This window comes from Fretibacterium fastidiosum, assembly GCF_964642095.1.
Classification (GTDB): domain Bacteria; phylum Synergistota; class Synergistia; order Synergistales; family Aminobacteriaceae; genus Fretibacterium; species Fretibacterium fastidiosum.
In genome coordinates, this window is the sequence record NZ_OZ209244.1 from 80,330 (window position 1) to 106,746 (window position 26,417).

Consider the following 26,417-nt stretch of genomic DNA (forward strand, 5'->3'; position numbering starts at 1 on the left):
TCTTCCTGTCAAGGACCAAAAAGAGGGGTGTCGTTGATCAGTGATCATGTCACCCTATAATACCAATTCGCGTTTAATACGGATTGCCTCCCCTAAGGGGAGGTGATTCGCGTCAGCGAACCGGAGGGGTTCGGCCAGACGACCGGCCTCACGCAAGCCGATCTTTCGGGAGGATTGCGGCGGCCGGTCGGTCGGCTGAGGGCGAAGGAAGTCCGGGGGACTTCCGCAGCTCGGCCAGACGACACGACTTACGGACGCCGACAGGCGGCCGGCGTCGTGTCGGTCGGCTGTGCCGAAGCAAGGCAATGGATTGCCTTGTGGAGGCGTTGACGGGGAATGTCAGACAGGCGCGTCTTATGAAAAACACCCCTCCCCTTCGGGGAGCCTTCCGGCAGCCGTTCGCTGACGCTCACGGGCCGTCAGTCCCAGCCCCTTCGGGGCAGCCCCCCTTGCAGGGGGGCCTTTCTTGCCCTTTAGACGCAAATTGGTATAAGTCGTCAGAGAAAATGTCACCCCACGCCGCGGCAGGCAGGGGGACACAAGGGTGACTTTTTCACTGGCTATCGACAGACCTTTTTTCAACCCCGCTCATCTAACCGTATCTCCAGTCGTATCCTGGCCTCAGCGCGAAATCCATCAGTCCCCCGCTCCCCGATCCTCCAGCGCCATCAGCTCCGTCCAGACGGCATTGCCCACGCGCATCCCCGACGGGGTGAGGGCCAGGGCCCCCTCTTCCGTCCGCAGGAGGCGCGGCGGAAGCCCCAGCAGCACTCCCTCAACCTCCCTCAGCACCCCAGTCCCCCATCGGCGGGCAAACTCCAGCCGGTCGATGCCCCACCGGGTCCGAAGGGCCAGGATCGCCGCCTCCAGCGCGCGGGCCCGCGGAGACAGGCGCTCCGCCCCCGCAAGGGGATCGGGGAAGCCGCACCGCGCCGCCTCGAGGTAGGCCTCCAGCGTCGGCGGGTTGGACCAGCGCCATCCGTCCAGGTACCCCCAGGCGGCAGGCCCCAGGGGCAGGACGGGCTCCTGGCGCCAGTAGGCCAGGTTGTGTCGGCACTCCGCCCCGGAAGGCGCGAAGCTTGAAATCTCATATTGAAGGAATTTGTTTTTGGCGAGAAACCACTGTGCGTAGCGGTAGAGGGGGTAGCCGTCGGGCAGGGAGAGAGACTGCCGGCTCATGGGGGCGTCCGGCTCCAGGGTCAGTTGATAGGTCGAAAGGTGCCCTACCCCCGCGGCCAGGACGCCCCGAAGTGAGGCGGACCAGGAGCGCAGCGTCTGGCCCGGCAGCCCGAAGATGAGGTCCACGCTGAGGTGCAGGCCGGCCCCCAGGACCATGGCCATCGCCCGAAGTGCCCCCGCGGCGTCGTGAAGCCTTCCGATGCGGCGCAGCTCGCCGTCGTCCAGGCTCTGGACGCCCAGGCTGACGCGGGTGAAGCCCCCGTCCCTCCAGACCGCCAGATGCTCCTTCGTCAGGGAGGAGGGGTTGGCCTCCACGGAGGCCTCCTCGAGGGGGGAGAGGTCCGCCATGACCTCCAGGATGCGGAGGACCCGCCGCCAGTCCCCCGGCGTCAGGAGGCTGGGCGTCCCGCCGCCGACGTAGAGCGTGCGGGGGGGGACGCGCCCTCCAAGTCGGTCACGCCAGGCGCGGGCTTCGGCCTCCAGCGCGTCCAGCCATGCAGCCACCTCGCCGTCGCCCGCGCGCCGACTGTAGAAGGAACAGTAGCCGCACTTCGCCGCGCAGAAGGGTACGTGGAGGTAGAGGGAAGGACGCGCCCCGCGGGGAAGGACCGGCTCGGCCTTCCGCGGGCAGGCGTCCCTATTTTCCATCCCCCTCCACCTGCATGAAGGCCAGGAAGGCCTCCTGGGGGATGGAGACCTTTCCGATCTGCTTCATCCGCTTCTTGCCCTCCTTCTGCTTCTCCAGGAGCTTGCGCTTGCGCGTGATGTCGCCGCCGTAGCACTTGGCCAGCACGTCCTTGCGCAGTGCCTTGACGTTGACCCGCACGATGACGCGCTTGCCGAGCGAGGCCTGGATGGGCACCTCAAAGAGCTGACTGGGGATCAGGGCCTTCAGCTTCGTCACGGCGGCGTGGCCCCGATGGTACGCCTGTTCCCTGTGGCAGATAAAGGAGAAGGCGTCCGCCGCTTCGCCGTTGACCAGGACGTCGACGCGCACCAGGTCGCTGGCCCGCAGGCCGATGAACTCGTAGTCCAGCGAGGCGTAGCCCCGCGTCTGGGACTTCAGCTTGTCGTGAAAGTCGATGATGAACTCGGAGAGGGGCATCTCGTAGATCAGGCGCACCCGCTCCGGCGTCAGGTAATCCATGGACTTGTAGACTCCGCGCCGGTCCTGCACCAGCTGCATGACCTTCCCCACGAACTCGGAGGGCAGGAAGACGGAGAGCTTGATGTAGGGCTCCCGAACCTCCTCGATCTCGCCGGCATCCGGAAAGTCGCTGGGACGATGGGCCTCGATGACCGCGCCCGACGGCGTCACCACCTCGTAGACGACGTTGGGGGCCGTGGCCACCAACTCCACGCCGTACTCCCCACTCAGGCGTTCGCGCACCACCTCCATGTGCAGCATCCCCAGGAAGCCGCAGCGGAAGCCGAAGCCCAACGCCACGGAGGTCTCCGGCTCGAAGGTCACGGCGGCGTCGTTGAGGCAGAGCTTCTCCAGCGCCTCTCGTAGCTGGGGGTAGTTGTCCCGCTCCACCGGGTAGAACCCGCAGAAGACGACGCTCTTCACCTTTCGGTAGCCCGGCAGGGGACGGGCGGCCGGGCGGGCCGCCTCGGTGATCGTGTCCCCCACCGGCGCCTCGGCCAGAGTCTTGATGCTGGCGGCGATGTAGCCCACCTCGCCGGGCCCCAGCTGCTCCACGGGAGTGAAGCCCGGCCGGAACACCCCGACCTCCTCGACGGAGTAGACGCTGCCCGTCTGCATGAACAGGACGTTCTGTCCTTCTCGAATGACGCCGTTCACGACCCGCACATAGGAGATCACGCCGTGGTAGTTGTCGTAGACGGAGTCGAACACCAGGGCCTGAAGCGGGGCTCCGGCGTCCCCCTCCGGGGCCGGAATTCGCTGGACGACGCGCTCCAGGATCTCGTCGATGCCGCGCCCGTCCTTCGCACTGGCCAGGACGGCGTCTGAGGCATCCAGCCCAACGACGTCCTGAATCTCCTGCTTCGCGTTCTCCTCCCGCGCCGAGGGAAGGTCGATCTTGTTGATCACCGGCAGGATCTCAAGCCCCTGCTCCACCGCCTGATAGGCGTTGGCCACCGTCTGGGCCTCCACCCCCTGGCTGGCGTCCACCACCAGGAGCGCCCCCTCGCAGGCCGCAAGGGAGCGGGAAACCTCGTAGGCAAAGTCCACGTGACCCGGCGTGTCGATCAGGTTCAGCACCCACTTTTTGCCGTCCGGAGACGTGTAGTCCATGCGGACCGGCACCAGCTTGATCGTGATGCCCCGCTCCCGCTCCAGCGAGAGCGAGTCCAGAAGCTGATTCTTCATCTCGCGGGACTGCACCGTTCCCGTCCGCTCCAACAGGCGGTCCGCCAGGGTGGACTTGCCGTGATCGATGTGGGCGATAATGCAAAAATTTCGGATGTTCTCCTGTCTCATACGTGCTCCTCTGCAGCGTTAAAAGCGTTCAAAAAATTGAGGAGGGGACTTCGCCCCTCCTCATAAAGCCCTGACCCGCCCGACCTGTCCCAAAGGGGTCAGGGTTCAGGCGAGCCTGGCGATCTGTTCCACCAGGACCTCCGGTTCAAAAGGCTTCACGACGAAGCCGTCGATCTTGAGCTCACGGGCTTTCAAGGCGACGGGGAGCGAGGAGTTCGCGGTCACCAGCAGCACCTTTGCCGTGGGGAAGATCTCACGGAGCCGCCGGACCGTCTCGAAACCGTCCAACTTCGGCATGTGCAGGTCAACGATCACGATATCCACTGCCGTCGGCTTGGGGGCAACAGCCAACTCCCTCAACTGCGACAGCGCGATCACGCTGTCCGTTGAAGCCCCCACGACCCTGTAGTCCGCGTCCTCCAGGATCATGCGTATCATGTCGATCATGAAGTCCGCGTCGTCGATGATGAATACGTTTCGAGGCACCCGTTTACCCTCAAAGTCCCGCCTGGGATGCCGCTATTTTCCGTCCTCAGCGGCACCCAGCTTCTTCAGGGACTCGACGCGCTCCCTCTGCATCGCGAGCTGAGACTCAAGCGACGCAAGCTGAGCCTCCTCCGCCTTCAACAGCTGGCTTGACCGATTCTCGTATGCCTCGGACATCAGCTTGAGGGCATTCAACTCGCTGCGAATGGCCTCAACGTCCGGAAGGGCGTCCTTCTCCAGCTTGGACAGACGGGCCTCGATCTTCGTGAACTCCTCCTTCAAGGCATCAACCCGGGGCGTGAACTTGTTCTGCAGGAGCGTCCACATGACGTTCAGGATGACGAGGACCACCGCGGCCCCAATGAGGATGAGCTTCTTCTTGTTTGCAGGAGCCGAAACCTTCTTCGCAGGCTGATCGCTCATAACATAAAACCTCCGTTTCCTTGATGGAAAAAACACAAGACCTCGTGGTTGCCCCTGAGGCCTTTAATGACAAAAAGACAACACCATTAAGACAATCGAAAGCGCGAGGGAGAAGGGCTCGTCCGGACATCTTATTTTAGACCCCACGGCCTTTACATTGCCCGTCCCCTGCCGCACGGCCTGTCGCCTGAAGGCTCCGCCACAGTTTCGGCCCCCATGCGAAGGGCGGGCCCTTCGCCCTCCCGTCCGCTGAAAATCAAGCTCCCTGAACGAAAGTATTGTACCACAAAAGAAAGTGCCGTTCATCCCCGTTGGCGAAGACGAGCGTGACCGCAGGGAGGTTGGCGAACGTTAAAAAAGCGGCCCGTCGGGGCCGCTTGCTCAATCGTTACTTCAGCTCCACGTCGGCGCCGGCCTCAGCAAGTTTCTTCTTCAGCTCCTCGGCCTCCTCCTTGGAGACGCCCTCCTTGATGGGCTTCGGCGGGTTGTCCACCAGCTCCTTTGCTTCCTTCAGGCCAAGGCCCGTGATCTCGCGGACCACCTTGATGACGGCGATCTTGTTGGAGCCAGGCCCCTTGTAGACCACGTCGAACTCCGTCTTCTCCTCGCCCGCTGCGGCACCGGCGCCCGCTGCGGCACCGGGCATGGCCATCATGGCCACCGGAGCGGCGGAGGCGGACACGCCGAACTTTTCCTCGAGAGCCTTCACCAGCTCGGAAAGCTCGAGAACGGACATCTCCTCAATCGCCTTGATCAGTTCCTCGTGAGTCATAAAACGTTACCTCCTGAAATTTAATGTTCAAAATGACAAAACACGTCAACGCATCAAACAAACGGCTTGGTCGACTTCCTCCGCAGAAGGTCCGTCTAGGCGGCGTCCTTCTTGTCGCGAATCTGGGCAAGGCACGTGACCAGGCCACGCACCGTGCCGGAGAGCACGTTGACCAGGCCGGAGATGGGCGCCGCGATCGTGCGCACCACCTGGCCGATCAGGACGTCCTTCGACGGCAGGTCCGCCAGCGCGTGAAGCTGCTGGAGGTCCAACACCGTGCTTCCCAGCATGCCGCCCTTCAGGACGAAGGCCTTCTGGGTCTTGTCCGTGGCGCACTCCTTCAGCACCTTGGCCACACTCACGGGGTCGCCATAGGAAAGGGTAAAGATGTTCGGCCCCTTGGTGAGGTCCTCCGGAAGCTCCGGAAGCCCCGCCTCTTTGATGGCGATGGAAAAGAGGGTGTTCTTCGCGACCTTCATCTCCCCTCCCGCCGCGCGGACGCGGGCGCGAAGGGCCGTGCTGGCCGCCACCGTCATGCCGCGGTACTCGGCCACGAAGATCGCGTTCGAGCGTTCGAGCTTCTCCTTCAGGTCGGCCACCAACTCGTATTTAACCGATGCAGGCATATTGTTTCACCTCCTCCAACGTTGATCTCTTTTAAAACTTCCGTATCAATTCAGCCTCACCTGCAGAGCTCAAGTCATCGAGGCCATCGAGCAAATCAAGCAAAAAAAGGCTCCCCGGCGGCGGGGAGCCCTCTTAATAGAACAGAATGGGGTCAAGCCCTGCACGGGCTCACGCACCTTCCATTCCCCGGCACCTCGGCAGGCATGGCATTGAGCCCCGAGGGGCGCCTGCGGTCTACAACATCAGGGAGTCTTTATCAATCTTCAGCTGTCGAAGGGACGCGATCAGGCGCTGACCTCCCGCTGGACGTCCAGTGGGTCCACCGCGATCCCCGGTCCCATGGTGGGGGCGATCGTGACGCTCTTCACGTAGGTTCCCTTCACGGAGGCGGGACGGGCCTTATAGATCGCCTGCAGGATGGCCTTCGCGTTTTCAAAGAGCTGATCCACCGTGAACTCCCGCCGCCCGATGGCGTTGTGGGTGATGCCGGCCTTATCGACGCGAAACTCAACGCGGCCCGCCTTGATCTCACTGATGGCGTTCGTCAGGTCAAAGGTCACCGTTCCCGTCTTGGCGCTGGGCATCATGCCGCGGGGGCCAAGGACCTTGCCGAGCCGCCCGACGGACTTCATCATGTCCGGCGTGGCGATAACCGCGTCGAACTCCAGCCATCCGCCCGAAATCTTCTGCACCAGGTCCTCGCCGCCCACGATGTCGGCGCCTGCGTCCTGAGCTTCCTTCTGCTTCTCGCCCGCTGCCAGCACCAGAACCCTCCTAGTGACGCCGGTGCCGTGGGGCAGGCCAACCGTGCTGCGGACCTGCTGATCCGCGTGGCGCGGGTCAACGCCCAGACGGACGTGGACCTCCAGGCTCTCGTTGAACTTCGCCGTGGCGATCTGCTTGTAAAGCTCCACCGCCTCACGCAGCCCATAGAGCTTCCCCAGCTCGACCTTCTCGGCGGCCGCCCGATATCGCTTGCTGTGCTTCATCTCAAAAAACCTCCTGTGGTCGATCGCGAATCCCAAAGGACTCTGCCACAAAGATCAATTCGCTCCCACCTGGGGAGCCTTCCGGCAGCCATTCACTGGCGTTCACGGGCCATCAGTCCCTCACTTCGAGCCCCATGGAGCGGGCCGTGCCTTCGATCATACGCATCGCCGCCTCGACGTCGTTCGCGTTGAGGTCCCTCTGCTTGTACTCCGCGATCTCGCGCACCTTGGCGCGGGATACGGAGCCCACCTTCGTCTTGTTGGGAACGCCCGACCCCGACTCAACGCCGGCGGCCTTCTTCAGGAGGACCGCCGCAGGCGGCGTCTTAAGCTCAAAGGTGAAGCTGCGGTCGGCGTAGACGGTGATCACTGCCGGAATGATCAGGCCCGCCTGATCGGAGGTCTTTGCGTTGAACTGCTTGCAGAACTCCATGATGTTGACGCCGTGCTGTCCCAGCGCGGGGCCCACGGGAGGAGCCGGCGTCGCCTTTCCGGCAGGCAACTGCAACTTGATCTGCCCTACGACCTTCTTAGCCATGAAATAAAAATCCCCTCTCTAAAAACAAAACGTGACGTTTATCTTCACCGCCCGGCTCTCTACCTCACGAGAACTCCAAGCGGCGTTCAGCAAATTTTTTCGAGAAGGCGATAGTCGGCCTCCGTCACCGTCTCCCGACCAAGGATGTTCACGGTGAACTTGACCTTTCCCTTCTCGGAGTTGATCTCAACGACGGGCCCCGTCTGCCCCGCCATGGGGCCGCTCTTGACGGTGACCGTATCTCCAGGCTTCAGGGCGATCTCCACCTTGGGGCGGTCCTTCTCCAGGATCGACATGAGCCGGGTCACCTCGTCCTCCGAGAGGGGGATGGGATGCGTCCCCGCCCCCACGAAGCCCGTCACCCCCGGTGTGTGCCGCACCACGTGCCAGGACTGTTCGTCCAGGATCATCTCGACCAACACGTAGCTGGGGTAGAGCTTTCTCGTGACCTTGCGGCTCTTTCCGTCCTTCACAACGACGCGATCCTCTATGGGCACGAGCACGTTAAAGATGCCCTCCTTCATGCCCATCGTGGCGATACGCTGTTCAAGGTCGGCCTTCACTCGATTCTCATAGCCCGAATAGGTTTGAACAACATACCATCGGCGTTCGCCGCGCTGCGTCATCACAAAGGCCCCCTAGCGCCTGCAAAGAACCTGCAAAAAATAAAAGAAGGCCTCCGGCCACCTATCCCAGCATGCCGGAGAAAGCCCACGTGAGTAAAAAATCGATGAGCCCCAGGTAGAGAGAGACCCCCAAAGTAAAGACAATGACGATCAGCGTCCAATACCAAACCTGTTTTTTGGTGGGCCACGTGACCTTCTTCAGCTCCGCCCGGACCTCGCGCAAAAAAGCGACGCCCGGTATGGAATTCACGGCCTCTTTAGTCATATACGCCCCTCCTGAGGGCATCACAAAAAGACACCCATAATAAAATGGCAGGCCCGGCAAGACTCGAACTTGCAACCCCTGGTTTTGGAGACCAGTGCTCTACCAATTGAGCTACGGACCTACGCTGAAAACAACGCTAGGTATTTTACAACACCCCTGCAAGTTATGCAAGGCGTCAGGCGCGAAGCGCCGCCTCCGTCGCCTACTTCGACTCCTTGTGCAGGACGGAGGCGTTGCACCACTTGCAGAACTTCTTGATCTCAAGCTTCTTCGACTGCTTCTTCTTGTTCACCGTCGTGGTGTAGTTGCGCCTCTTGCACTGCGTGCAGGTCAGTCCGATGATATCCGCCATGGCTAAAACCTCTCCTTAAATTTTAAGATCGCACTCCAACGGCGGCCGGAGCGCACTCCGGCCGCCCGGAAATTCAGTTATTCCAGGATTTTGGTGACGACGCCTGCGCCCACCGTGTGGCCGCCCTCGCGCACCGCGAAGCGCAGCCCCTCCTCCATGGCGATGGGCACGATCAAAGACACCTCAAACGTGGCGTTGTCCCCAGGCATCACCATCTCCACACCATCCGGCAGCTTGATGTCACCCGTCACGTCCGTCGTCCGGAAGTAGAACTGCGGCTTGTAACCCGCAAAGAACGGCGTATGGCGACCGCCCTCCTCCTTCTTCAGAACGTACACCTCGCCCTTGAACTTCGTGTGCGGCGTCACCGTGCCGGGCTTCGCCAACACTTGCCCCCGCTCCACCTGGTCCTTGTCAATGCCACGGAGCAGTATCCCGACGTTGTCTCCAGCCTCCGCGTCGTCCAAGATCTTACGGAACATCTCAAGAGACGTCGCCACCGTCTTCTTCGTGTCACGAGACATCCCGACGATCTCCACTTCCTCGCCGGCCTTCACCTTCCCGCGCTCCACGCGACCCGTCACCACCGTGCCGCGCCCCGTGATCGTGAACACGTCCTCGATCGGCATCAAAAACGGCTTGTCCGTGTCACGAACCGGGTCCGGAATGTAGCTGTCGCACGCGTCCATCAGGTCCCAGATCGGCTTGCAGATCGGGTCCTCGCGCGTCCCGTTCCCCTTCTCCAGCACCTCGAGGGCAGAACCACGCACGATCGGCGTATCGTCGCCAGGGAACTCGTACTTGTTCAGAAGCTCCCGAATCTCCATCTCCACCAGGTCCAGAAGCTCGGGGTCGTCCACCTGGTCCGTCTTGTTCATGAACACCACAAGCGCAGGAACGTTCACCTGGCGCGCCAGCAGCACGTGCTCCCGCGTCTGGGGCATCGGCCCGTCCGCCGCGCTCACCACCAGGATCGCCCCGTCCATCTGCGCCGCTCCCGTGATCATGTTCTTGATGTAGTCCGCGTGTCCCGGGCAGTCGATGTGCGCGTAGTGGCGCCTCTCCGTCTGGTACTCCACGTGCGAAATGTTGATCGTGATCCCGCGCTCACGCTCCTCAGGCGCCTTGTCGATCATGTCGTACGCCGTGAAGTCCGCAAAATTCTGCGTCGCAAGACACTTCGTGATCGCCGCCGTCAGCGTCGTCTTCCCGTGGTCAATGTGCCCGATCGTACCAATGTTCAGGTGCGGCTTCGTCCGCTCAAACTTCTCCTTTGCCATCTCCGATTCCTCCCCAAAAGTGCTCGTCTTCCGTCATCAGGGGGTTCGGCACCGGATGCTACGCTCAAGCGACAGCGACGCGCCCCCAACCGTCCGGACATTGTAGCAAAGAAACGCCACATATCCCACACAAAAACGCCCGAAAGAAGCAAAAAGTCCGAAAGAAAAAACTCTTCCGGACTTCGCTCGCATCATGGAGCCGACTCCCGGACTCGAACCGGGGACCCCATCCTTACCATGGATGTGCTCTACCTGCTGAGCTAAGTCGGCACAGATATGGTGGTGGAAGTTGGATTTGAACCAACGTAGGCTCTCGCCGACAGATTTACAGTCTGTTGCCATTGACCGCTCGGCCATTCCACCACTTCGTACTGGTTTGACTGGAGCCGGAGGCAGGATTCGAACCTGTGACCTGCTGATTACAAGTCAGCCGCTCTACCAACTGAGCTACACCGGCAAAACGGAAGCCCTGATGAAGAAGCCCCTCAATCTCGCACAATACGGTCATGCATTGTACCGTCAGCCCGGCCTTTTGTCAAGCGAGGTGGCCCCGCCCAAATCCACGGGAACGCAAAGCGCGGGCAAAGTAAAGGGCCAGGCAGAGGAAAAGTTTTAAAAAATGGGCTCTGTACCCCTCCGCTGCCTTCAAATACGGAAATATCTTCCCGTCCTCACAATAACCCCGTCAGCGTGGGCTCGCACCCACACCCCCTCTCGGCTATTGGCCCAACGTTCTCCTGCTCATTCCAGCGAGATAGCCAATTTCTCAAGCTTCCGGTACGCTCCCAGAAACCAACTCCCCACAACTCCCCCTTTCACCTGCAGCACCATGCGGCGCGCATGGCGCACCATACGCCCTATGCTCGTGTAAAACAAAAATCGCAGCGTCCTGGGACGGTAACTCCTCAACGCTTCAGGCAGAAGCAGACGCTTTAACAAACTGTGCAGCGACAGAGACAGCACCGACACATTCCACCAGAACGCGTTCGACCCAAATCGGTGCGAGATGACGTGCCCGCCGGCCAGGTCCTCCTTCAGGATGCGGTGCACTTCCTCTGACTTGCCGCACCGCTCACGATACCAACGGATTACCGCTCCTCCCTCCCAATCCAACAGGTTCGTCACGATACCAAACACCTTGTATACGTGGCCCCCAAGCTCCGTCAGATGCAGCTTCTTCACCTTGGCGTTCTCAGACTCCAGGTCGTCGATCAGCTCCGGTATGAACAGCTGCCGTGAGTCCTGCAGCTCCTGAGACAGTCGGAGCTTCTTTCCCGATCCCTCCAACTCGAATGCCTCGCGAATGGCAAGAAAACGGTACGTCGGACCTTTCTTGTCGATACTCAAAGACTGTGACGCATAGACGACCTCCGCCCATTCCTGGCCGTTGCCCAAAGGGCGCCAATCCTTCTCACAAACTGCCTCCACCGCCTCCCTGAAATCCCTGTATACAGGACACGAGATCGCAAACTCGATCACCCCGAAACGCGCATCCTGACCCTCCGCCAGATAGCGCAAAAGACGCGTCTGGTAACCCGCACTGTCCGAACGGTACCTCACCTTCCTCACTCCCGCAGGAAGATGCGCCAATACCCCCTGCAACTGCTCCAGCTGTCCGTGCCCAGGCTTCACATTCCCGTCCCGGTATTCCGTCGCCACAGGCAGGTCGTACTCCGGACAGTACACGTTCAACGCCTCGTAACTCCGTTTCCCCTGGTAGTTGTACAACGCCCCGCTCGTCTCCGTCTCGATGAACGTCGCGTCCTGGTCCAGCGTCAACTCCTCCTGCACGGACGCCTCGAACGCGCACCTCAGAAGATGGCGGTGCACCTCCTCAAACCCCCTCAGCGCCTCATTCGATGCCGGGATAAAGGAACGACCATGACCCCGCTCCCGGTCCTCCGATTCGTTATGAAAACAGCTGGCGTAGTCCCGGGCCGACGTTGGAGATGGAAACGGCAGAGAGACTTTCTTCAGCCCCGCCTGCTCCTTCAAAAACTTCAGGTGTTCCACGGCTCTGCCGCCGCTGAGGTTCAGCAGGACCATCGACAGAAGCTGCTCGGAGTCCCGGTACCCTTTGTCCTTCCTGATTCCTATGAAAGTATCGATGATTTCGTCAAGATGGAGCCGATTCCAAAGTTCGATAACGGGGAAAAGGCCGGCAAAAGGGGTGATGTCCTGCATCTTGTCCGTCGTCTTAACCTCGATTTTTGGTCGTCTGTATGGCATAATGGTCTTCGCACCTCGCAGGTGATGGCTTATTGTTTGGTGACTTAAGCTTAACACTGTTTTTACAAACAGTCCCTGCAAGGTGCTGTTTTTTTGCCCGCGGGTTGGGGCCCCGCCCAAATCCACGGGAACGCAAAGTGCGGGCAAAGTAAAGGGCCAGGCAGAGGAAAAGTTTTAAAAAATGGGCTGTTCACCCCTCCGCTGCCTTTAAATTACGGAAATATCTTCCCGTTCTCACAATAACCCCGTCAGCGTGGGCTCGCACCCACACCCCCTCTCGGCTATTGGCCCGGCGCTCTTCTGCTCGTTCCAGCGGTATGGCCAGTTTATCCATGGTCCAGTAACTTGAGCCCAATCCTGTTGTTACAAAGAGTACCTGCCAGGTATTCTTTTTACTGCGCTTTGAGAAAAGCCGCGAATAACGGCTTTTGGCATGGTAAAATCTGAGGGCTTCAGAAGGAGAAGACAATACGGTTGGCATTTCTCAGGCACCCCATCCGTGATTCCTAAAAGGTCGGCGCCTGAGGGCGGCTGTTTCGTCTGCGATATTTTTTCTTTATGATGGGACGATCTTATTGGGAAACGGCCTGTCGGGCCTGGAGGCGGGGAGATGCAAAATAAAGTTCTGGTTACGGGATTCGAGCCCTTTGGCGGCGAGCCGGTCAACCCTGCGGGCGAGGTTCTGAAGCTTCTCGATGGGAAGAGGCTGGAGGGATGTCAAATCGTTACTCAGGAAATCCCAACGGTGCGCTTCCTCTCGTTGGAGTCGCTTCGATCGGCCGTGACCCGTGAAGACCCGATTGTGGTCATCTCGCTGGGTCAGGCGGGAGGGCGCTCTGAGATCACGCCCGAACGTGTCGCCATCAACGTCGATGACTTTCGCATCCCGGATAACGGAGGGAATCAGCCGGTGGACGAACCCGTGATCGAGGGCGCTCCCGCGGCTTATTGGTCTACCCTGCCCATCAAAAGCATGGTGCGGGCAATGCGGGACGCCGGGGTTCCCGCTTCGGTCTCAAACAGCGCGGGGACCTTCGTGTGCAACCACCTTTTTTACGGTTTGATGCACTTCCTGGCAACGGAGGGAAACGCGCGCCGAGGGGGGTTCGTTCACATCCCCTATATGACGGAGCAGGCCAGGCGCCTGGGAGAAGGAAACGGCCTGCCCGTGGCGACGATGGCCCTGGGAATTGAGACCGCGATTCGAGCGGCGCTTACCGTCCGCGAGGACCTCCGGGAGACCGGGGGCCGGCTCCATTAGGGCTTGATATTTGAAGAACGGCTTGGATTTATGGAGCTTGCCATTCCCTGACCGTGGCGTCGAACTGGCGCTGAACGCAGCGATAGAGTCGGCCCGGGCGGGAGAGGCCGGGAAGGTGAAGACCATCACCCGGTTCAAGTATTAACCGTAAATTCCTCCCCCTCGGAGGCTGGTGTCTCTGCACCGACCTCCGGGGGGGGCTTTTTGTTGCCCTTTGACATGGATGCCCGGAGCTCGCCCGGCCCGATTCGCTGTCCCGCTACGTCGTGGGGGCCACGCAAAACCCCGCGGATTGACGCTCAGCCACAATCCACAAGACACAACGCCCACTCGGACGATAGCGCGCTGCCATTGTGCAAATCAAACGAACTTCCACGTTGTCAAAACTCAATGGACACATCGAAAAAGCGCACCCAGGCTGCCCTTGGTGCGTTTTGATCCAACGCTTCCAGGCTTTTTCATTCCTTGACGCACCTCGATTGCATAGTAAAATAGTTTTCATTAAAAAAATAAGCTTTATCGGTCACAGGCTCCGAAACAGAAATGCGGTTCCCCGAGCGGAGGCTGAGGTCATTTTATCGAACCTCAGGCACTTTGGTTTTGCGTTTCAAAATTCATCTTGAGGAGGGAAAATTGATGAAAGGTTTTGCAATGCTCAAGATCGGCAGCGTGGGGTGGATCGAAAAGGACCGTCCGAAGTGCGGCCCTATGGACGCGATCTGCCGCCCTCTGGCTCTTGCGCCGTGCACCTCGGACGTCCACACCGTTTGGGAGGGCGCCGTCGGAGAGCGTCACAACATGATCCTGGGGCATGAGGGCACCGGTGAGATCGTGGAGGTCGGAGAGCTGGTCAAGGACTTCAAGCCGGGAGACAAGGTCATCGTCCCCGCCATCACTCCGGACTGGAACTCTCTGGAGGCCCAGGGCGGCTACTCCATGCACTCGCACGGTATGCTCAACGGCTGGAAGTTCTCCAACGTCAAGGACGGTCTGTTCGGCGAGTTCTTCCACGTCAACGATCCGGACGGCAACCTGGCGCTCCTCCCGGAAAACATCGACCTCAAGGTGGCCCCCATGCTCTCGGATATGGTGCCCACGGGGTTTCATGGCGCAGAGCTCGCCGACGTTCAATATGGAGATGAGGTCCTGGTCATCGGGATCGGTCCGGTCGGCCTGATGGCCGTGGCGGGAGCGAACCTGCGCGGGGCCTCGCGCATCTATGCCGTTGGGACCCGTCCCGTGTGCATCGAGGCCGCCAAGTTCTACGGGGCCACGGACTTCATCGACTACAAGGGAGGGACGATCAGCGAACAGGCGCTCAGGCTGACCAAGGGCAGAGGCGTGGACAAGGTCATCATCGCAGGCGGGACCGTCGATACCTTCGCGGAAGCGGTCAAGTCGCTGAAGGCGGGCGGCAGGATCGGGAACGTGAACTACCTGGGATCGGGCGCGACGATCGACATCCCGCGCGTGGAGTGGGGCGTCGGCATGGGGCACAAGGCGATCAACGGCGGACTGATGCCGGGAGGCCGGCTTAGAATGGAGAAGCTGTCCCGCCTGGTATCGGTCGGCAAGCTGGACCTCTCCCCGTTGATCACCCACCCCTTCAAGGGCTTCGAGCACATCGAAGAAGCGCTCTATCTGATGAAGGAGAAGCCGAAGGACCTGATCAAGCCGGTCGTCCTGCTCTGACCGGACTCTCACGCCGCACCGGAAGGCTCTTTGCGCTTTTCCATGCGGGGCAGGACGGGTCGGCCATCTTTAATACCAATTTGCGTCTAAAGGGCAAGAAAGGCCCCCCTGCAAGGGGGGCTGCCCCGAAGGGGCTGGGGGGTGTTGAGCCTGAGAAACAACCCCTCCGGTTCGCTAACGCGAACCACCTCCCCTTTCAGGGGAGGCAATCCATATTAAACGCGAATTGGTATTATGATGCGCAAAACTCCCAGGAATTTGACGAAGAGGGGCGGCCGTCCTGCGGCCGCCCCCTTGCGACAAACACCACAGCCACTTCAGGAGGTCGTTTATGAAAGTATTGGTGATATCCGGTTTTCTCGGTGCTGGAAAAACCCGCTTCATCAAGGAGTTGGTGCGTCGCACCCGAAGGAATTTCGTCGTTCTGGAGAACGAATACGCCGACATCGGCGTGGACGGCGGACGGCTGAAGGAGGACGTCTCGGTCTGGGAGCTGACGGAGGGGTGCATCTGCTGTTCCGTCAAGTCCGACTTCGCAGCGTCCGTCCTGACGATCTCCAACACGTTGGCCCCGGAATTTCTAGTCGTCGAGCCGACCGGGGTCGGCCTGCTGAGCGCCGTCCTGGAGAATATCGGCAGGATCGCCTATGAGCGCATCGAGGTCCTGAGCCCCGTCGCCCTGGTGGACATCCACTGCTTCGACGAGTACCTGAAAACGTTCGATGCCTTTTACGCCGACCAGATCCGAAATGCGGGAACGCTCTTGATCTCCAAGGCCGAGAACTCCCCTCCGGAGCGCGTTGCCGCCGTCGCGGCGGAGCTGCGCGGGCTGAACACGGAGGCGGACATCCCTCAGCGGCACTATTCCGAACAGCCCCAGGAGTGGTGGGAGGCGCTTCTCTCAAAACCCCGCGCCGGAGAACGCGCCTTCACCGACCTGGAGGGTCACCCGGAGTTGAGCCAGGTTGGGTATTCCGGGTTCACCGTCAACACCATGAACGAATTTCTGCTGAAGCTCCAGCTTCTGATGCGCGGCAACCTGGGCAGGGTCTATCGGGCCAAGGGCTGTTTCTCCGTCCAGGGACAATGGGCCTCTTTCGACCTCGTCAAGGACCGCTACGCCATCGAGCCATGCGCCCCTTCCGAGGAGTCGAAGATGGTGATCATCGGCGCGGACCTGAACGAAAAATACCTGCACAAACTCTTTGTGCAAAACGAGCGGCTGTTCCAGTAAAGGCAAACTGCCGCCTGATACCAATTTGCGTCTAAAGGGCAACAAAGGCCCCCCTGCAAGGGGGGCTGCCCCGAAGAGGCTGGGACTGACGGCCCGTGAGCGTCAGCGAACGGCTGCCGGAAGGCTCCCCGAAGTGGGGGACTGACGGCCCGTGAGCGTCAGCGAACGGCAGCCGCACTGAAAGTCGATCTTCTTTATCCCGGCACAGGCGGTGGGCGTCCAGCCCCTCGGCCACGATGTCCCCGACGGTCATCCGGGGGTTCAGGGATTAAATCAGTGTTTCCTTAGAAAACACTGATTAAGTCGTTGAGAACTGTCAACCGTATGGGCTCCCTTCAGCGTATGAAACTTCATCAGGCCGCGCGAAGCGCGTGGGGCTTGGGGCGTAGCCCCATTTTAAAATTTTAGGGAAGCGCTGAAGGATACCCTTTATTGATGTTCCTTGATTGCTTTCAACAACTTTTGAAGATTAATCAGCGCTTCCCTTATATTAGCGTTATAGTGGCGTTATCTTGGAGGCGTATTATAATGAAGACGTTCAAGATGTCTCGACCTGCGTCCGTATTGGCGTATTCTTGAACGTGATGTGTTCTTGAATAGTGGTGTATTCTTGGGCTTGAATAGGAGATGGCACGATGAAGACGATGCAGCTGAAGGGATTGCTTTTTTTTGTGCTGGCGTATGGGGTGCTGGCGTCGGCGGGGTGCGGAGGCGGAGACTCTGAGGAGCAGGGGATCTCGGGGCCCGCGCCCAACCCTTACCTCTCAGCTCCGCTCTATGGCACCACGCACTTTGACCCTGCCCAGAGCGACTCCACCCCCTACGGTCCCCCAAAGGGCTCCTTTACCATTGACCCAGTGCGGCAGCCCATCTCCTATGGCGGACCGGTTAACATCATCACCCTGGCCTCCACTTCTCCCCGCTTCATGTGGGGCGTGGGGAGCGACCGCGTCGCCTACATCAACGCCGCCGAAAAGCAGTGGGCAGAGGTGGCTCGGCTCGACGCCCCGGCCTACCTCTCTCCGGACATGGGTCCCGTGGCGCCGGGGGCGCACAAGACCATCGGGGAGATGAGCTTTGAGGGCAAGACCTCCCGGGACATACACCAGGTTTTCGTGACGAACTACGGCGCGAAATACAACGCCCGGCTGGCCAACGGCGTCTACTCTGTGGTGGACAAGGACAATGTCCTCTACGCCACCTACGGTTACGGCGTCTACGCTTTCGCTCTAAAGGACGCCGCAAATCCCGCGGCGGGCATCGAGGTGCGCCACAGCATCGCAGACGCGGCGGACGCCATCCAGGGAGCCGGGGCCAGAGCGGTGCTTTATGGCCTGAATATGACCTACGACGGACACATCATCCTCAACTTCGAGAATGGCGTCTCCGTGCTGAATCGCACCCTGGACGCAGCCTCCGCCCAGACGATCCTCTTCCCCGGAGAGCACACCAGCAACTCCCTGGCCGTGGACGAGAAGGGAGGCATCTACGTGGTGACCAACAAGAGGATGCACAAACTGGTGTGGACCGGAAGCCGGCTCTCGGACGCAGAGGCCGACGGCGCTTGGTCTTCCCCCTACGACGCCCCGGAGGACGCTGTTCCTCCCATCGTAAAGTTTGAGCCCGGTTCCGGCTCCACGCCGACGCTGATGGGGTTCGGCAAGAACGCCGACAGGCTGGTGGTCATCACCGACGGCTCTCGGAGGATGAATCTGGTGGCCTTCTGGCGCGACGAGATACCCCAGGACTTCGTGCAGCAGGACGGCACTCAGTCACGCCGGATCGCCGGTCAGATCCCTGTGACTTGCGGCTACAGCCAGCTCCCTACGTGGATTCAGTCCGAGCAGTCCGTGGTGGTCAGCGGCTACGGCGCCTTTGTGGTCAACAACCTGCCCCTGGAGTCCGACACCATGGCGCGGCTGCCCAAGATTTTGGGCGCAGCCACCCTGGGCCCCGTGTATCCCTCTTCCCGGGGGGTAGAGCGCTTCCGCTGGGACCCGAAGGAACATCGCTGGGCGTCAGTCTGGAGACGATCCGACGTATCCTCCACCAGCATGATCCCCGTCCACTGTCGGAACGGCAACATGGCCTTGGTCAGCGGCTACGGAGCGCAGGGCTGGGAGCTCACGGGCATGGACTGGGACACCGGCGCCACCGTGCACCGCACGATCTTCGGCAAGAGCAACTATGGCAACGGCGCCTACGCCATCCTGCAGTTTCTGCCCAACGGGGACCTGCTCTTCAACAGCCTGGTGGGCCCCTACCGTGTGAGCTACTGACTTTCGAAGGTCCTGAAGACCAGGGAGCGCTGATTTAATCAGTGCTTCCCTAATATCCTGCGAAGGGCTCCTCCCTGTGGCACGCCACGAGGTGGCCCGGCGACACCTCGCGGAGCTCGGGCCGAAACTGCCGGCACCGTTCCTCGGCCTGCGGACAGCGCGGGGCGAAACGGCAGCCGCATTGAAAGTCGATGGGGCTCCCCACCTCTCCCTTCAGGCGCACTCGACGGGCGTTCATGGGGTTGTCCGGGTCCACGTCCGGGATGGAGGACAGCAGGGCCCTTGTGTACGGGTGAAGGGGCTCTCCGTAGAGCCGGTCCGTTTCGGCCAGCTCCACCAGCGCTCCAAGGTACAGGACCCCGACGCGGTCCGAGATGTGGCGCACCACGGCCAGGTCGTGGGCGATGAAGAGGGACGTCAGCCCCAGGTCCTCCCGCAGGTCCACCAGGAGGTTGACGATCTGGGCCTGGATGGAGACGTCCAGCGCCGAGATCGGCTCGTCGCAGACCAGAAACTCCGGCTCTACGGCCAGAGCCCGCGCGATGCCGATGCGCTGGCACTGCCCCCCGGAGAACTCGTGGGGGTAGCGGGAGCGAAACTCCGGCCTCAGCCCCATCCGCGTGAGGAGGCGGCAGACCCGCTCCTCGCGCTCTTCTTTGTCCCGGCACAGGCGGTGGGCGTCCAGCCCCTCGGCCACGATGTCCCCGACGGTCATCCGGGGGTTCAGGGAGGCGTAGGGGTTCTGCAGCACGATCTGCGCCCGCTTCTTGAAGCGCAGCCGATCGGCTCCCCTTGCGGCGTGGACGTCCAGCCCGTCGAAGAGCACGGAGCCGGACGTCGCGGGGTGCAGCCCCAGGACCGTTCGGCCCAGCGTACTCTTGCCGCACCCGGACTCCCCGACGAGCCCCAGGGTCTCCCCGCGGAAGACCTCAAAACTGACGTCGTCCACCGCTTTGAGAGTCCGTCCTCCGGGCAGCCGGAAGTACCGGCAGAGGCGCTCCACGCGCAGCAGCGGGACGCGCCCCCGGGTCGTCTGTGTCATGCCGCCCCCTCCTTCCGTCCGGCCTTGGGACACCGTATCCCCTCCGGCACGGCGACGTGGGGCGCCATGGGATGGCGAAGCCAGCACCGCACCCGGTGCCCCGCCTCCAGAGCGGACCCCGAAGACGGAAGCAGAAACTCAGGCGGCGCAGCGCGGGTGCAGACCTCCATGCAGTAGTCGCAGCGCGGCGCGAAAGGACAGCCCCGCCGCCCGCCCGGCGCCTCCAGCAGGTCGGGCGGCGTCCCGGACAGGGAGTAGAGCGTGGAGCGGCCCGATCCTCCCGGACACGGCACGGAGCGCAGCAGCGCCCAGGTGTAGGGGTGGGCGGGCTTGCGGAGCAGCTCACGCTTGGGAGCGCTCTCCAGTATCTCGCCCGCGTACATCACCTGAATTCGGTCCCCGACCTCCGACGCGACGCCCAGGTCGTGGGTGACCAGCAGGACCGAGAGATCGAATCTCCGCTGCAGCTCCCGGATCAGGTCCAGGATGTCGGCCTGGGTGGTCACGTCGAGGGCCGTCGTGGGCTCGTCCGCGATCAGGACGCGGGGCATCCCGACCAGGGCCGAGGCGATCATGACGCGCTGGCGCATCCCGCCCGACAGCTCGTGAGGGTACTGTCTCACGCGCGTCTCCGGGCTGGATATCCCCACGGCGTGCAGCATCTCGAGCACCCGAAGCCGCCTCTCCGGGCCCCGCAGCTTCGTGTGGAGCAGCAGGGGCTCCTCCACCTGCTCGCCGATCGTCAGGGTCGGGTCCAGCGAGGTCGACGGGTCCTGAAAGACCATCGCCAGGCATCGGCCCCGGACGCGCTGCATCTCCCGCTCCGTCTTTCCCAGGAGGTCCTGCCCCAGGTAGAGGATGCGGGAGCTTTCCGGGACTTCGGCCACGTCGTCCGGCAGAAGGCGCATCAGGGCCCGCGCCGTCATGGACTTTCCGCAGCCCGACTCCCCCACCGTCACCAGCGTCTCACCGGCGCGCAGGTCGAAGGAGACGCCCCGGACGACGTGGAGGCGCCCGTCGCGGACCTTCAGGTACACGTCCAGGTCCCGAACCTCGATGACCTTTCCGTCCACGGCTCGCTCATCCATCTCGACCATCGTTTTTTCGTTTGCGCCGACCACGGCTCAGTCCCTCGCGCGCGGGTCCAGCGCGTCGCGGAGCCCGTCGCCCAGCATCTGGAAGGAGAGCATGGTCAGGCTGATGAAGAGCGTGGGGAAGAAGAGCTGCCAGGGGTAGAAGAGCATCTGCTGCTGCGCGCCCGACGCCAGCGCGCCCCAGCTGGTCATGGGGGGCTGGATGCCCAACCCGATGTAGGACAGGAAGGCCTCACCAAAGATGAAGAGGGGGATGTCGAAGGTGACTGCCACGATCATGACGCCCATGATGTTGGGGATCAGGTGCTTCCAGAGTATCCGCCACGGCGAGGTCCCCAGGGCCCGGGCCGTCAGGACAAACTCCTGCTCCCTGATCTGGAGGACCTGCCCCCGGACCAGGTAGGCCATATTGCACCAGCCCGTCAGGGTCATCGCGATCAGCAGGCTCGCCATCCCGCGGCCCAGGATCAGGGAGACCAGGACCGCCAGGACCAGGTAGGGGATGCTCGACAAGACGTCCGCCAGGCGCATCATCGCGTTGTCGACGGCACCGCCCAGTCCCGCGGCCACCCCGCCGTAGAGCAGGCCCACCAGGATGTCGATCAGCGCGCCGACCAGCGCGACGATCAGCGAGACCCGGCCCCCCACGGCAACGCGGGTGAAGAGGTCGCGCCCCATCTTGTCCGTGCCGAACCAGTGGGCCGCGGAGGGCCCCAGGTTCTTCTCGGCCATGTTCAGCGCCTCGTGCCCGTAGGGCGTCAGCGCCGGCCCCAGGACGCAGAGCGCCGCGACAAAGGCCAGGAGAGCAGCGGACAGGAGGGCTGCCCGGTTCCGCTTCAGCCGGCGCCAGGCGTCCTGCCAATAGTTCACGGAGGGCCTCGAGGCGAAGGGCGCCTCGTCGGGTCGTTCGACGAAGCGAAAGTCCTCCGGGCAGAACCCTTCGCCGTCCCCCGCCTCAGCGGGGCACCAGTTGGGACGCGGCTCCATCACGAGGCCCCTCCGTCGCGCGCGAAGCGGATTCGGGGGTCCAGAAAGCCGTAGAGGAGGTCCACGGCCAGTATCGACAGGATGTAGAGGGCCGACAGAAAGACCGTCTGCCCCATGATCAGGGTGTAGTCCCGGTCCCCCACCGACGAGACGAAGTAGAACCCCAACCCGGGCACGGAGAAGAGGCGCTCCACCACGAAGGCCCCGCCGAACATCAGGGCGATCTGGGGCCCCAGCAGGGTCACGATGGGAAGGACGGCGTTGCGCAGCACGTGCCTGCGGACCAGGTGAAAGCGGCTCATGCCCCTGGCCCGGGCGGCCAAGATGTAGTCCTGGCTCAGGACGTCCAGGCAACTGGCGCGCATGAAGCGGGCGTACTGCGCCGTGGAGTAGAAGGACAGGGCCAGGGCCGGAAGCACCACGTGGGCGAAGCCTCCCCACCCCGTGACGGGGAACCAGCCCAGCCGCACGGCCAGAAAGTACTGGAACAGGGAGGCCAGCACGAAGTTGGGGACGGACACCCCCAGGATCGCCAGGAGCATGACGGCGTAGTCCAGAGCCTTTCCGCGGTGAAGCGCCGCCACGACTCCCAGCGCGACGCCCAGCCCAGCCCCCCACAGGATGGACGTCAGGCCCAGCACCCCGGACACGGGGGCGTAGCGGGCGAGGATGTCCCCGACGCTCCGCCCCCGGTAGCGCAGCGACTCGCCGAGGTCCCCCTCCGTCAGCAGCCGCTTCCAGAAGAGCCCGTACTGCTCCAAGAGCGGCCTGTCGAAGCCGTAGCGCTCGAAGGTCTGCCTGCGCAGGGATTCGGGCAGCTTCTCGGTCATGGCCTCGATGGGGTTGCCCGGCACGGAGTGGATGATGAAAAAGGTGGCGCTCGACGCCACGAACAGGGCGACGAGCGCGTAGATCAGTCGTTTGAGGACGAAGCGAGTCATCTATAAATCCTGTTGTCCCCCGGCGCTACTTCTCGACAGAGACGGTCTTGTAGAGCATCGCGGTGAAGGTGGGCGCGGCGTACCCCTTCACGCGAGGATGGACGCAGTCGAAGCCGGCGCTGCAGGGCTCGCCAAGCCAGTTTACGGTCAGGGCGTTCATGATCCACAGGTAAAGCACGGACGCCAATGCGATGGTCAACCTTTTTTTCATCGTTTTCCGTCTCCTTCCAAGCGGTTCGGCAGACACAGCGGACCGCAGGCAATTGGCTGAAAAGAGGTCAAATCCCGTTATCTCAGCGCTGTTCCGCAGCAAGACAATGAGGAGTCCTGAAGGTGAGGACCTCTATCGAGTCCGGCCTTCTGCACCTCCGCTAAAATTCGTCGCCGCCTTTCCATTAGGTAGGACCACTTCCTAAATATTTCCGTAAAACAGCGGTGCGCCAGGGCCGATCGGCAATTTCAAGACGAACCAGAGGCTCAGCATCAGTATCCAGCCGACCAGCAGGGCAATCGAATAGGGCAACATGGTCGAAAGCACCGAACCAATGCCGGCCTTCTTGTCATATTTTTGGAAGTAGGCCACGATCATCACGAAGAAGGGCATCAGGGGCGTGATAATGTTCGTAGCGGAATCACCGATGCGGAACACCAGCTGAGTCAGCTCCGGCGCATACCCCAGGTGCATGAACATGGGGACGAAGATCGGCGCCATCATCGCCCATTTGGCAGTGTCCACGGGGATGAGCAAATTGATGAAAGCCGTGACGAGGATAAAAACCCAAAGCAACGGCAGACCGACCAGGCCGACGCTTTCCAAAAAGTGGGCACCCTTGACCGAGATAATGATGCCCAGGTTGGATTTGTTGAAGAAGAACGTAAACTGCGCGGCGAAGAAGAGCAGGACCAAAAAGCTCGATATCCCGGCGATGCCCGTTGACATGAGATTCGTGAGGTCCCGGCTGGACTTGATCTTGCCTGAGGCCACGCCATAGGCAACTCCTGGAATGAGGAACAGCAACATCATAAAAAAGATGATCCCGCTCATGAAGGGCGAACCCAGCACCTGGCCGGTTGTCGGATTTCTCAGTAAGCCTCCGGAGGGGACGATCAACAACAGCATGACGACGACATAGATCAGAGCAGCGAAGCCGGCAGCACGCATTCCCTTTTTTTCATCCAGCGTCAAGTCCTGGACGCGCGCGTCCTCCTCCGGCTGGTAAAGAGGGAGGTGGGGTTCTACGATATGGTCCGTGACCCAGGTCCCGATCAGGACGACCAATACCGTCGATGCCACCATGAAGTACCAGTTTCCCGTGGGCTGCACTACGTAGTCGGGGTTCAGGATGTTTGCCGCCTGAGTCGACATGCCCGCGTAAAGCGGGTCGTTGCTCCCCAGGAGCAGATTGGCTGTCCAGCCGCCGGAAACGCCGGCATAGGCTGCAGCCAAGCCCGCAATGGGATGTCGATTGCAAGCGATGAAAGTGACAGCTCCCAGTGGAACGAGCACCACGTATCCCGTAGAGGAAGCCACGTTCGACATGACCCCCAGAAAGACGATCATGGCGGAGATAAGCGCTTTCGGCGTCTTGGAGACGAGTTTGCGGAGCAGGGCGTTGAGCATTCCCGTCCCCTCACACACGCTGACGCCAAGGATGATGGTAAAGACCGTTCCCAGGGGGAAAAAGCCCGTGAAATTTTTGATCACGCTGGTGACCATATAGTGGAACCCCTCGAGAGAGAGCAGATTATAGGCCTGCGCGTGAATGGTTTCGATCGTTCCCGTCGCGCTGTTGACGCCCTCGTAGCTGACCGAGACTCCCGATTTTGCAGTAAAGTACGACGCCGCTATCGTGAGCGCCGTCAGGATAACGAAGAGCAGAGCGGGGTCCGGTAAGGCATTCCCTGCCCTTTCAACAGCGTCCATCGCACGCAAAGTCCACTTTTTTTGCGCCCGTCCCGTCTCTTTCATGCAAAAAACCTCCCTGCGTTCTCCAGCCCCTGTAAAGCGTCATCTCTCGACGGAGACGGTCTTGTAGAGCATCGCGGTGAAGGTGGGGGCGGCGTACCCCTTCACGTAGGGATGGACGTAGTCGAAGCCGGTGGAATAGGCGTAGGGGGCGATCGTCCCCTCCTCCAGCAGGATGCGCTCCGCCTCCGCGTAGTCCTTCGCCCTCAGCGCCTTGTCCGCGCTCTGCCCCGCTTCCCGGACCAGGGCGTCGTACCTCTCGTTCGACCATCCCGTGGGAATGGTCCGGGTGCCCGTGATCCACAGGTCCATCATGGATGAGGGGTCGTTGAAGTCCGCGTAGTAGGACTTGTAGCCCATCTGGTAGTCCAGGTTGCGGTTGCGCTCCTGAAAGACGGGCCACTCCACGGGGTCGAGCTCCAGGTCGACGCCCAGCCTCGTCTTATAGGCCTGCTGGAGGTACTCCGCGAAGTCCCGCGTGGCGTTGTGGCACATGAGGACGATCTTCAGCCCCTCAGGGGCCTCGCTCATCCCCAGCTCCTTCAGGCCTTCGGCCAGAAGCGCCCTGGGGTCGGGATGGGCCGCGGCCAAGTCCTTAATGGGGTCCCCCGCCAGTTTTCGGAAGTTCTCTCCGTCCAGACCCATGGCCGGCGGCAGCCAGCCCCAGGCGGCCGGATCCAACCCCAGGCTGACGTCCCTGTAGATCTCCTCCCGGTCGAGGGCGAGGCTGAACGCCAGGCGCACCTTCGGGCTGGAGAAGGGCGGAACCGTCTGATTGAAGAAGACGTACTTGGTTTCGGGCATGGCGACGACGTTCTTGACGTATCCGCCCTTCTCGTCCAGCTTCTTCGCCCACTCGACGGAGTAGATGGAGACGAGGTCCAGCCCGCCGTTCTCGAAGTCGCCCACCTTGGCCGACTCCTCGGCGACGACCTTCATCTCCAGTCGGTCCAGCTTCACGTTGTCCGCATCCCAGTAGAGAGGGTTCTTGACGAAGGCGATGGAGCTGTTGTGAACCCAGTCCGCAAGGTTGAAGGGGCCGCAGCCCACGACCTTGTCCGCGTCCGTCCCGTAGGCGTCCCCGAACTTCTCCACGACGTCGCGGCGCGCGGGGAACATGGCTGTGCCCGCAGCGCTCTGCAGCAGGTAGGGGACCGGGTGCTCCAGGCGAACCACGAACGTCCGGTCATCAGGGGCCTCCAGCCCTAGCTCGGAGGGCTGTTTTTTGCCCAGTAGGACGTCGCCCGCGTTCTTGATGAACCGGACCTTCCCGGAGATGGGGGACGCGGTCGCGGGGTCGAGGACGCGGGAGATGCCGTAGACGAAGTCCGAAGCCCGAAGCGGCTCGCCGTCGGCCCACTTCATCTCCCGCAGGCGAAACGTCCAGGTCAGGCCGTCCTCGCTCGTCTCCCAGGACTCCGCGCAGGCGGGCACGGCGACCTCGCGTCCGTCCCGGACGACGATGCCGGTCAGCCCCTCAATGACCTGGGAGGCCACCATGGCGGAGTAGTAGTCGGAGACGCGGGCCACGTTGAAGGAGTCCGGCTCCTCGTCGATGGGAATGCGGAGCACCTGAGGCTCCCCGGCCCAGGCCGTGCCGGCAAAGACCGACGACAGGACGAGGCAGAACGACAGCGCCCACGCGGCGCTCGAACTTACGGTCATGCGTTTCACTCTGTATTTCATCATTACAGCTCCCTTCGTTTTTC

Annotated in this window: 24 protein-coding genes and 4 tRNA genes; 4 read left to right on the forward strand and 24 right to left on the reverse strand. The window is 61.8% G+C overall.

Going from position 1 to position 26,417, the window contains the following annotated elements:
• Positions 1-636: 636 nt before the first annotated feature.
• The 17 genes from hemW to ACK28C_RS00420 form a co-directional block, all read right to left on the reverse strand.
• Positions 637-1,827, reverse strand: a complete 1,191-nt coding sequence (hemW, locus tag ACK28C_RS00340) for a radical SAM family heme chaperone HemW (protein WP_015556014.1) — start codon at positions 1,825-1,827, stop codon at positions 637-639.
• Positions 1,817-3,625, reverse strand: coding sequence for a translation elongation factor 4 (gene lepA, locus ACK28C_RS00345; protein WP_015556013.1), 1,809 nt, complete (start codon positions 3,623-3,625; stop codon positions 1,817-1,819). The genes hemW and lepA overlap by 11 nt, the downstream gene beginning before the upstream one ends.
• 105 nt (positions 3,626-3,730) lie before the next feature.
• The gene (locus tag ACK28C_RS00350) at positions 3,731-4,111 is read right to left on the reverse strand and encodes a response regulator (RefSeq protein ID WP_208872580.1); all 381 of its coding nucleotides are present in this window, start codon (positions 4,109-4,111) and stop codon (positions 3,731-3,733) included.
• A 33-nt stretch (positions 4,112-4,144) separates the two neighbouring features.
• Positions 4,145-4,534 (reverse strand): hypothetical protein, encoded by a 390-nt coding sequence (locus tag ACK28C_RS00355; RefSeq protein ID WP_015556012.1) that lies wholly within the window; start codon positions 4,532-4,534, stop codon positions 4,145-4,147.
• Positions 4,535-4,922: 388 nt separating this feature from the next.
• Positions 4,923-5,306 carry a 50S ribosomal protein L7/L12 gene (gene rplL, locus ACK28C_RS00360; protein ID WP_015556011.1) on the reverse strand — a complete coding sequence of 128 codons (384 nt, stop codon included), beginning with the start codon at positions 5,304-5,306 and terminating at the stop codon, positions 4,923-4,925.
• A 95-nt stretch (positions 5,307-5,401) separates the two neighbouring features.
• Positions 5,402-5,932 (reverse strand): 50S ribosomal protein L10, encoded by a 531-nt coding sequence (gene rplJ / locus ACK28C_RS00365; RefSeq protein ID WP_015556010.1) that lies wholly within the window; start codon positions 5,930-5,932, stop codon positions 5,402-5,404.
• 285 nt (positions 5,933-6,217) lie between these two features.
• Positions 6,218-6,922: a 50S ribosomal protein L1 gene (gene rplA, locus ACK28C_RS00370; RefSeq protein WP_015556009.1), complete on the reverse strand. Its 705-nt coding sequence runs from the start codon at positions 6,920-6,922 to the stop codon at positions 6,218-6,220.
• Positions 6,923-7,034: 112 nt separating this feature from the next.
• Positions 7,035-7,460, reverse strand: coding sequence for a 50S ribosomal protein L11 (gene rplK, locus ACK28C_RS00375; protein ID WP_015556008.1), 426 nt, complete (start codon positions 7,458-7,460; stop codon positions 7,035-7,037).
• A gap of 86 nt (positions 7,461-7,546) precedes the next feature.
• Positions 7,547-8,086 (reverse strand): transcription termination/antitermination protein NusG, encoded by a 540-nt coding sequence (gene nusG, locus ACK28C_RS00380; protein ID WP_208872579.1) that lies wholly within the window; start codon positions 8,084-8,086, stop codon positions 7,547-7,549.
• A gap of 61 nt (positions 8,087-8,147) precedes the next feature.
• Entirely contained in the window at positions 8,148-8,351 is a 204-nt protein-coding gene (gene secE / locus ACK28C_RS00385) for a preprotein translocase subunit SecE (RefSeq protein WP_015556007.1), read from the reverse strand.
• A gap of 45 nt (positions 8,352-8,396) precedes the next feature.
• A tRNA-Trp gene (locus ACK28C_RS00390) sits at positions 8,397-8,472 on the reverse strand.
• An 81-nt stretch (positions 8,473-8,553) separates the two neighbouring features.
• The gene (gene rpmG, locus ACK28C_RS00395) at positions 8,554-8,703 is read right to left on the reverse strand and encodes a 50S ribosomal protein L33 (protein WP_015556006.1); all 150 of its coding nucleotides are present in this window, start codon (positions 8,701-8,703) and stop codon (positions 8,554-8,556) included.
• Between the two features lie 77 nt (positions 8,704-8,780).
• Positions 8,781-9,983 carry an elongation factor Tu gene (gene tuf, locus ACK28C_RS00400; RefSeq protein ID WP_409152299.1) on the reverse strand — a complete coding sequence of 401 codons (1,203 nt, stop codon included), beginning with the start codon at positions 9,981-9,983 and terminating at the stop codon, positions 8,781-8,783.
• Between the two features lie 194 nt (positions 9,984-10,177).
• Positions 10,178-10,253, reverse strand: a tRNA-Thr gene (locus ACK28C_RS00405).
• A gap of 7 nt (positions 10,254-10,260) precedes the next feature.
• A tRNA-Tyr gene (locus tag ACK28C_RS00410) sits at positions 10,261-10,346 on the reverse strand.
• Positions 10,347-10,364: 18 nt separating this feature from the next.
• Positions 10,365-10,440: transfer RNA gene (locus ACK28C_RS00415), tRNA-Thr, on the reverse strand.
• A 284-nt stretch (positions 10,441-10,724) separates the two neighbouring features.
• Complete coding sequence (locus tag ACK28C_RS00420) at positions 10,725-12,212, reverse strand: transposase (protein ID WP_409152300.1); 1,488 nt, start codon at positions 12,210-12,212, stop codon at positions 10,725-10,727.
• A 610-nt stretch (positions 12,213-12,822) separates the two neighbouring features.
• Between ACK28C_RS00420 and pcp the strand changes: the two genes are divergently transcribed.
• The 4 genes from pcp to ACK28C_RS00440 all read left to right on the forward strand — a co-directional run bounded on the left by pcp (position 12,823) and on the right by ACK28C_RS00440 (position 18,678).
• A complete protein-coding gene (gene pcp, locus ACK28C_RS00425) occupies positions 12,823-13,473 on the forward strand; it encodes a pyroglutamyl-peptidase I (RefSeq protein ID WP_015556005.1) in 651 nt (216 codons plus the stop codon).
• 636 nt (positions 13,474-14,109) lie between these two features.
• Positions 14,110-15,165 (forward strand): NAD(P)-dependent alcohol dehydrogenase, encoded by a 1,056-nt coding sequence (locus tag ACK28C_RS00430; RefSeq protein WP_015556004.1) that lies wholly within the window; start codon positions 14,110-14,112, stop codon positions 15,163-15,165.
• A gap of 331 nt (positions 15,166-15,496) precedes the next feature.
• Positions 15,497-16,399 (forward strand): CobW family GTP-binding protein, encoded by a 903-nt coding sequence (locus ACK28C_RS00435; RefSeq protein ID WP_409152301.1) that lies wholly within the window; start codon positions 15,497-15,499, stop codon positions 16,397-16,399.
• Between the two features lie 635 nt (positions 16,400-17,034).
• The gene (locus ACK28C_RS00440; RefSeq protein ID WP_015556003.1) at positions 17,035-18,678 is read left to right on the forward strand and encodes a hypothetical protein; all 1,644 of its coding nucleotides are present in this window, start codon (positions 17,035-17,037) and stop codon (positions 18,676-18,678) included.
• 49 nt (positions 18,679-18,727) lie between these two features.
• Here ACK28C_RS00440 and ACK28C_RS00445 read toward each other — a convergent pair whose 3' ends face one another.
• From ACK28C_RS00445 to ACK28C_RS00475, 7 genes are all read right to left on the reverse strand, one after another.
• Entirely contained in the window at positions 18,728-19,720 is a 993-nt protein-coding gene (locus ACK28C_RS00445) for an ABC transporter ATP-binding protein (protein WP_015556002.1), read from the reverse strand.
• Positions 19,717-20,817 (reverse strand): ABC transporter ATP-binding protein, encoded by a 1,101-nt coding sequence (locus ACK28C_RS00450; protein WP_409152302.1) that lies wholly within the window; start codon positions 20,815-20,817, stop codon positions 19,717-19,719. The genes ACK28C_RS00445 and ACK28C_RS00450 overlap by 4 nt, the downstream gene beginning before the upstream one ends.
• A gap of 27 nt (positions 20,818-20,844) precedes the next feature.
• Entirely contained in the window at positions 20,845-21,801 is a 957-nt protein-coding gene (locus ACK28C_RS00455; protein WP_015556001.1) for an ABC transporter permease, read from the reverse strand.
• Positions 21,801-22,742: an ABC transporter permease gene (locus ACK28C_RS00460; RefSeq protein WP_015556000.1), complete on the reverse strand. Its 942-nt coding sequence runs from the start codon at positions 22,740-22,742 to the stop codon at positions 21,801-21,803. Before ACK28C_RS00460 ends, ACK28C_RS00455 begins: the two co-directional genes overlap by 1 nt.
• A 25-nt stretch (positions 22,743-22,767) precedes the next feature.
• Positions 22,768-22,953 carry a hypothetical protein gene (locus tag ACK28C_RS00465; protein WP_015555999.1) on the reverse strand — a complete coding sequence of 62 codons (186 nt, stop codon included), beginning with the start codon at positions 22,951-22,953 and terminating at the stop codon, positions 22,768-22,770.
• 201 nt (positions 22,954-23,154) lie between these two features.
• Entirely contained in the window at positions 23,155-24,711 is a 1,557-nt protein-coding gene (locus tag ACK28C_RS00470) for an AbgT family transporter (protein WP_015555998.1), read from the reverse strand.
• A 39-nt stretch (positions 24,712-24,750) separates the two neighbouring features.
• Entirely contained in the window at positions 24,751-26,397 is a 1,647-nt protein-coding gene (locus ACK28C_RS00475; protein WP_015555997.1) for a peptide ABC transporter substrate-binding protein, read from the reverse strand.
• Between the last annotated feature and the right edge of the window lie 20 nt (positions 26,398-26,417).

Excerpts from the sequence above, each read along its gene's own strand:
- ACK28C_RS00435 (WP_409152301.1), top strand. The coding sequence starts at position 15,497 with ATGAAAGTATTGGTGATATCCGGTTTTCTCGGTGCTGGAAAAACCCGC.
- ACK28C_RS00440 (WP_015556003.1), top strand. The coding sequence starts at position 17,035 with ATGAAGACGATGCAGCTGAAGGGATTGCTTTTTTTTGTGCTGGCGTAT.
- rpmG (WP_015556006.1), bottom strand. The coding sequence starts at position 8,703 with ATGGCGGATATCATCGGACTGACCTGCACGCAGTGCAAGAGGCGCAAC.
- tuf (WP_409152299.1), bottom strand. The coding sequence starts at position 9,983 with ATGGCAAAGGAGAAGTTTGAGCGGACGAAGCCGCACCTGAACATTGGT.
- rplL (WP_015556011.1), bottom strand. The coding sequence starts at position 5,306 with ATGACTCACGAGGAACTGATCAAGGCGATTGAGGAGATGTCCGTTCTC.
- rplJ (WP_015556010.1), bottom strand. The coding sequence starts at position 5,932 with ATGCCTGCATCGGTTAAATACGAGTTGGTGGCCGACCTGAAGGAGAAG.
- ACK28C_RS00460 (WP_015556000.1), bottom strand. The coding sequence starts at position 22,742 with ATGACTCGCTTCGTCCTCAAACGACTGATCTACGCGCTCGTCGCCCTG.
- ACK28C_RS00430 (WP_015556004.1), top strand. The coding sequence starts at position 14,110 with ATGAAAGGTTTTGCAATGCTCAAGATCGGCAGCGTGGGGTGGATCGAA.
- pcp (WP_015556005.1), top strand. The coding sequence starts at position 12,823 with ATGCAAAATAAAGTTCTGGTTACGGGATTCGAGCCCTTTGGCGGCGAG.
- ACK28C_RS00420 (WP_409152300.1), bottom strand. The coding sequence starts at position 12,212 with ATGCCATACAGACGACCAAAAATCGAGGTTAAGACGACGGACAAGATG.
- ACK28C_RS00450 (WP_409152302.1), bottom strand. The coding sequence starts at position 20,817 with ATGGTCGAGATGGATGAGCGAGCCGTGGACGGAAAGGTCATCGAGGTT.
- ACK28C_RS00455 (WP_015556001.1), bottom strand. The coding sequence starts at position 21,801 with ATGGAGCCGCGTCCCAACTGGTGCCCCGCTGAGGCGGGGGACGGCGAA.
- nusG (WP_208872579.1), bottom strand. The coding sequence starts at position 8,086 with ATGACGCAGCGCGGCGAACGCCGATGGTATGTTGTTCAAACCTATTCG.
- ACK28C_RS00470 (WP_015555998.1), bottom strand. The coding sequence starts at position 24,711 with ATGAAAGAGACGGGACGGGCGCAAAAAAAGTGGACTTTGCGTGCGATG.
- rplK (WP_015556008.1), bottom strand. The coding sequence starts at position 7,460 with ATGGCTAAGAAGGTCGTAGGGCAGATCAAGTTGCAGTTGCCTGCCGGA.
- lepA (WP_015556013.1), bottom strand. The coding sequence starts at position 3,625 with ATGAGACAGGAGAACATCCGAAATTTTTGCATTATCGCCCACATCGAT.
- rplA (WP_015556009.1), bottom strand. The coding sequence starts at position 6,922 with ATGAAGCACAGCAAGCGATATCGGGCGGCCGCCGAGAAGGTCGAGCTG.
- ACK28C_RS00475 (WP_015555997.1), bottom strand. The coding sequence starts at position 26,397 with ATGATGAAATACAGAGTGAAACGCATGACCGTAAGTTCGAGCGCCGCG.
- ACK28C_RS00445 (WP_015556002.1), bottom strand. The coding sequence starts at position 19,720 with ATGACACAGACGACCCGGGGGCGCGTCCCGCTGCTGCGCGTGGAGCGC.
- hemW (WP_015556014.1), bottom strand. The coding sequence starts at position 1,827 with ATGGAAAATAGGGACGCCTGCCCGCGGAAGGCCGAGCCGGTCCTTCCC.
- secE (WP_015556007.1), bottom strand. The coding sequence starts at position 8,351 with ATGACTAAAGAGGCCGTGAATTCCATACCGGGCGTCGCTTTTTTGCGC.
- ACK28C_RS00465 (WP_015555999.1), bottom strand. The coding sequence starts at position 22,953 with ATGAAAAAAAGGTTGACCATCGCATTGGCGTCCGTGCTTTACCTGTGG.
- ACK28C_RS00355 (WP_015556012.1), bottom strand. The coding sequence starts at position 4,534 with ATGAGCGATCAGCCTGCGAAGAAGGTTTCGGCTCCTGCAAACAAGAAG.